Genomic DNA, 4,094 nt, shown 5'->3' with positions numbered 1-4,094 from the left:
AGCCGCGTCCCAAACATTCATGCAATCTCCCGTAGCAGCGGCGTAAGCCGCGTCAGACGCTCATGCAATCTCCCGTAGCAGCGGCGTAAGCCGCGTCCCAAACATTCATGCAATCTCCCGTAGCAGCGGCGTAAGCCGCGTCAGACGTTCATGCAATCTCCCGTAGCAGCGGCGTAAGCCGCGTCCCAAACACCACACCACCCCAGGGGTATGTGTCAGGGTCGATACACAGTAGGATACCGGCAGGTTTTCCGGGAGAGTCTCGATGGGCAAGTTTTTCGTTCCTGCCGCACTGGCGGCCAGTGTGCTGCTGGCCGGCTGCCAGGCGGTCAACACCACCAGCTCCGGCGCCGTGGGCGTCGAGCGCAAGCAGTACATGTTCAGCATGTTGTCCACCGACGAGGTGAACAAGATGTACGCGCAGTCCTACCAGCAGACCCTGACCGAAGCCAGCGGCAAGGGCGTGCTGGACAAGACCAGTGCCGAAGCCAAACGCGTCCAGGCCATCGCCGACCGGCTGATCGCTCAGGCGCCCAAGCTGCGGCCGGATTCGGCCCAGTGGCAGTGGGAAGTGAATCTGATCAAGAGCGATGAACTCAACGCCAACTGCGGCCCTGGCGGCAAGATCATTTTCTACACGGGACTGATCGACAAATTGAAACTGAGCGACGACGAGATCGCCGCGGTGATGGGCCATGAGATCGCCCACGCCCTGCGCGAACACGGTCGTGAAGCGATGTCCAAGGCCTATGGCATCCAGATGGCACGTAGCGGCGCTGGTGCCCTGTTGGGCCTGGGCGAAGACAGCCTGGCGCTGGCCGACACCGTGGTCAACTACAGCCTGACCCTGCCCAACAGCCGAAGCAACGAGAACGAGGCCGATCTGTTTGGCCTGGAGCTGTCGGCCCGCGCTGGCTATGACCCGAATGCGGCAATCACGCTGTGGAACAAAATGACTGCAGCGGCAGGCAGTAACTCGCCGCCCGAGTTCATGAGTACCCACCCGGCCTCAGCCAGCCGAATTTCATCGTTGCAGGCGGCCATTCCGAAAGTGATGCCGTTGTACGAGCAGGCGAAGAAGTCCTGATCGATCGGGGGGCGGCTGTTCGCGGCTTGACGCCGCTCCTACAGAGGATCTCTTTGGTCCGTGGCACAGGCGAACAGCCGCTCCACGATCTCAACCTATGCCACCCAACCACTCACCTGCATCGCCTTGTACACCGCCACGAACGCCAGAATGAAGAACGCCGCCGACGCCAGTCGACGGATCAGCGTGAGGGGCAGCTTGTCGGCCGCGAAATTTCCTGCCAGCACCACGGGCACATTGGCAATCAGCATGCCCAGGGTGGTGCCGATGATCACCATCAGCAGGTGCGGATACTGCGCCGCCAGCATCACCGTGGCGACTTGCGTCTTGTCACCGATTTCGGCGATGAAGAACGCAATCAGCGTGGTCATGAACGGGCCGTAGCGGCGTGCGGTGTTCGCTTCGTCATCATCGATCTTGTCCGGCACCAGGGTCCAGAGCGCGGTCGCAGCGAAGCTGGCGGCCAGAATCCAGTGCAGGGTGGCATCGGAAAAGAAACTGCTGAACCAGGCCCCCACGGCACCAGCGGCGGCGTGGTTGGCCAGGGTGGCCGCCACGATACCGGCAATGATCGGCCAGGGCTTGCGAAAGCGCGCGGCCAGAATCAAGGCGAGCAGTTGCGTCTTGTCGCCGATTTCAGCCAAGGCGACCAGCCCGGTAGGGACGAGAAGGGATTCCAACATCAGGGGTTTTCCTATGGGGGCGGGTCGACACGGCTATGACACGTACAGCCTCCCCGCCCCGGGTAAGGTGTGCGTGTCATAGGTCTTGTCAAACCCGGGCCGTCTGGGCGGCCTCTGGGTCGCACGCGCCATGGCCTGTGGGCCAAGTATGTTGACGCGTGCCATGCGAGCTGGCGCTCGTGGGAGACTACTCCCCTAGGACGGTGCGGATTCTGCCTAGGCGCGGCAGATTGGGCAAGCGAAGATTCCTACTTGATGGCGCGATAGATCTTGAAGCCCTGGCCCTCGGCGAGCGTATGGCAGTTGCCCAGGGTCGCTTCGATCAGCGGCTGATAGCGCAGGAAGCTGTTGGCGACAAGCCTCAGTTCACCGCCTTTTTTCAGATGGTCGCCGGCCTTTCGCAACAGGGTTTCGGAGGCGTGATAATTGGTGTGCACGCCGGTGTGGAACGGCGGATTGCTCAGGATCGCGTCCAGATAGCGTGGCGCGGCATCGATGCCGTCGCCGCTGATCACCTCGGCCTCCAGGCCATTGGCGGCCAAGGTCAGGCGGCTGCTGGCGGTGGCGAAGGCGTCCACGTCCAACAGGGTCAGCTGGCTATCCGGGTAGCGCCGCTTGAGGCTGGCGCCCAGCACGCCCGCACCGCAACCGAAATCCAGCACATGGCCGCGGGGCAGTCCGTTCAGGTGGTCAAGCAGCAGCGCCGTGCCCCGGTCCAGACGGCCATGGCTGAAGACCCCCGGCAGGCTGATGACGCTCAGCGGCTGGTCACCGACAGTCAGCTCGTAGCGTTGCGCAAGGGACTCCAGCTCGACGGCCACGGGCGGATGTTCGATGGTGACCTGCCAGAGCTGGCAGTGGCGGGCACTGTCCAGCTTGCGCGGTTTGCCGAATGCATGCAGTTGCTTGGAAGCGCCTTCGATGCCCGCGCGTTTCTCGCCCACCAGAAACAGCTCGCCGCCCGCCAGGCGGGACGCCAGGGCGTTGAGCAGATAATTGGCGAGATCCCGGGATTTGGGCAGGAACAACACCGCGCTGGTGAACGGTTGCTCGGGAGCGTTCACGCCAAAATGGCTGCGGCCCTCGAAGCGCGCGTCCAAGCCTGCCTGGTCTCCCGCATGCCAGCACCAGCCTCGGGCCTGGGGCAATTTGCTCAACAGGTCGTCGGCAGGTAGCCCGGCCAGCAGCAATTGACCTTCGAACATGTTGGCCTGGCGAAGCAGCACTTCACTGCGCGGGTCCATGGGAGACTCCTGGAAAAAGCGCGGATTCTACCAGACCCCGCAGGGTTAACTGACTACACGCACCGGTTGGCCGCTGAAAAAGCCGCGAGCATTCTCCGCCAGTTGGCCAATGATCCGCTGACGCGCCTCGACACTGCCCCAGGCGCTGTGGGGGGTGACGATCAGCCTCGGGATATCGCTGGCCAGCAACGGGTTGCCGTGCACCGGAGGCTCGACGCTGAGAACGTCGGTGGCGGCACCGCCCAGATGGCCAGAGCGCAGGGCGTCGGCCAAGGCCTGCTCATCGATGATGCCGCCGCGTGCGGTATTGACCACAAAGGCACTGGGCTTGAGCAGCGCCAGTTCGGCGGCGCCGATCATGTTGGCCGTGTGTTCGTTGAGTGGGCAGTGCAGGGTCAAGGCATCCACCTGCGGCAGCAGTTCGGCCAGTGGGAGCCGATCAGGGCGGGCCGGACGGCCGGGAATCTGCCCCGACAGCACACGCATGCCGAAGGCTTCGGCCAGACGCGCCACCGCACCACCGAGCTCGCCATGACCGAGCAGGCCGAGGGTCTTGCCTTCCAGTTCGACGATGGGGAAGTCCAACAGGCAGAACTGCTTGGACGTTTGCCATTGGCCGGCGGCAATCGCCCGTTGATAGTCGGGCAGGCGGGTGGCCAGGGCCAGCAACAGCATCAGGGTGTGCTGGGCGACCGAAGGAGTGCCATAGCCCTGGCAGTTGGTGACGGTTATGCCCAGCTCGCGAGCGGCGTTCAGGTCGACATTGTTGGTGCCGGTGGCCGAGACCAGAATGAGCTTGAGGTCCGGGCACGCCTTGAGGGTGTCGGCGGACAGGTGAATCTTGTTGCTGATGACGGCCGTAAGCCCCTGCATACGCTCGATCAGTTCGGCCGGCTGGGTACTGGGGTGGAACTGCAGTTCATCGAAGCTAGCCTTCAGGGGAGCAGGGTCCAGGTCGCCCAGGTCCAGGGAGCTGTAGTCGAGGAACGCGGCACGGGTGGCGGGCATGGGGGGACCTTTTGCGATGGTTTGGAGGCTTTACCATAGCAGGCAGGGGGATCGGGGGTGAATGGTCCCCTC

4 protein-coding genes and 1 riboswitch are annotated in these 4,094 nt (G+C 63.6%); of the genes, 1 reads left to right on the top strand and 3 read right to left on the bottom strand.

The annotated features are described in order from the left end of the window. The first annotated feature begins 265 nt into the window (after window positions 1-265). Window positions 266-1,087 carry a M48 family metallopeptidase gene (locus B3397_RS14375; RefSeq protein WP_296251193.1) on the top strand — a complete coding sequence of 274 codons (822 nt, stop codon included), beginning with the start codon at window positions 266-268 and terminating at the stop codon, window positions 1,085-1,087. Window positions 1,088-1,182: 95 nt separating this feature from the next. On the opposite strand, the gene B3397_RS14370 is transcribed toward B3397_RS14375, so the two are convergent. From B3397_RS14370 to B3397_RS14360, 3 genes are all read right to left on the bottom strand, one after another. Continuing rightward, window positions 1,183-1,770 carry a TMEM165/GDT1 family protein gene (locus tag B3397_RS14370; protein WP_296251191.1) on the bottom strand — a complete coding sequence of 196 codons (588 nt, stop codon included), beginning with the start codon at window positions 1,768-1,770 and terminating at the stop codon, window positions 1,183-1,185. Window positions 1,771-1,860: 90 nt separating this feature from the next. Further along, window positions 1,861-1,978, bottom strand: a riboswitch (yybP-ykoY riboswitch). A gap of 40 nt (window positions 1,979-2,018) precedes the next feature. Then, window positions 2,019-3,014, bottom strand: a complete 996-nt coding sequence (locus tag B3397_RS14365; RefSeq protein ID WP_296251188.1) for a class I SAM-dependent methyltransferase — start codon at window positions 3,012-3,014, stop codon at window positions 2,019-2,021. A 45-nt stretch (window positions 3,015-3,059) separates the two neighbouring features. Then, window positions 3,060-4,022, bottom strand: a complete 963-nt coding sequence (locus B3397_RS14360) for a 2-hydroxyacid dehydrogenase (protein WP_296251186.1) — start codon at window positions 4,020-4,022, stop codon at window positions 3,060-3,062. Between the last annotated feature and the right edge of the window lie 72 nt (window positions 4,023-4,094).

Origin of the sequence: Pseudomonas sp. UBA4194 (assembly GCF_002379585.1) — a bacterium.
GTDB lineage: Bacteria > Pseudomonadota > Gammaproteobacteria > Pseudomonadales > Pseudomonadaceae > Aquipseudomonas.
This window is presented reverse-complemented; position numbering and strand designations above follow the sequence as displayed.

What these genes read in the sequence shown, in the direction of transcription:
- B3397_RS14360 (WP_296251186.1), bottom strand. Translation starts at nt 4,022, where the DNA reads ATGCCCGCCACCCGTGCCGCGTTCCTCGACTACAGCTCCCTGGACCTG.
- B3397_RS14375 (WP_296251193.1), top strand. Translation starts at nt 266, where the DNA reads ATGGGCAAGTTTTTCGTTCCTGCCGCACTGGCGGCCAGTGTGCTGCTG.
- B3397_RS14365 (WP_296251188.1), bottom strand. Translation starts at nt 3,014, where the DNA reads ATGGACCCGCGCAGTGAAGTGCTGCTTCGCCAGGCCAACATGTTCGAA.
- B3397_RS14370 (WP_296251191.1), bottom strand. Translation starts at nt 1,770, where the DNA reads ATGTTGGAATCCCTTCTCGTCCCTACCGGGCTGGTCGCCTTGGCTGAA.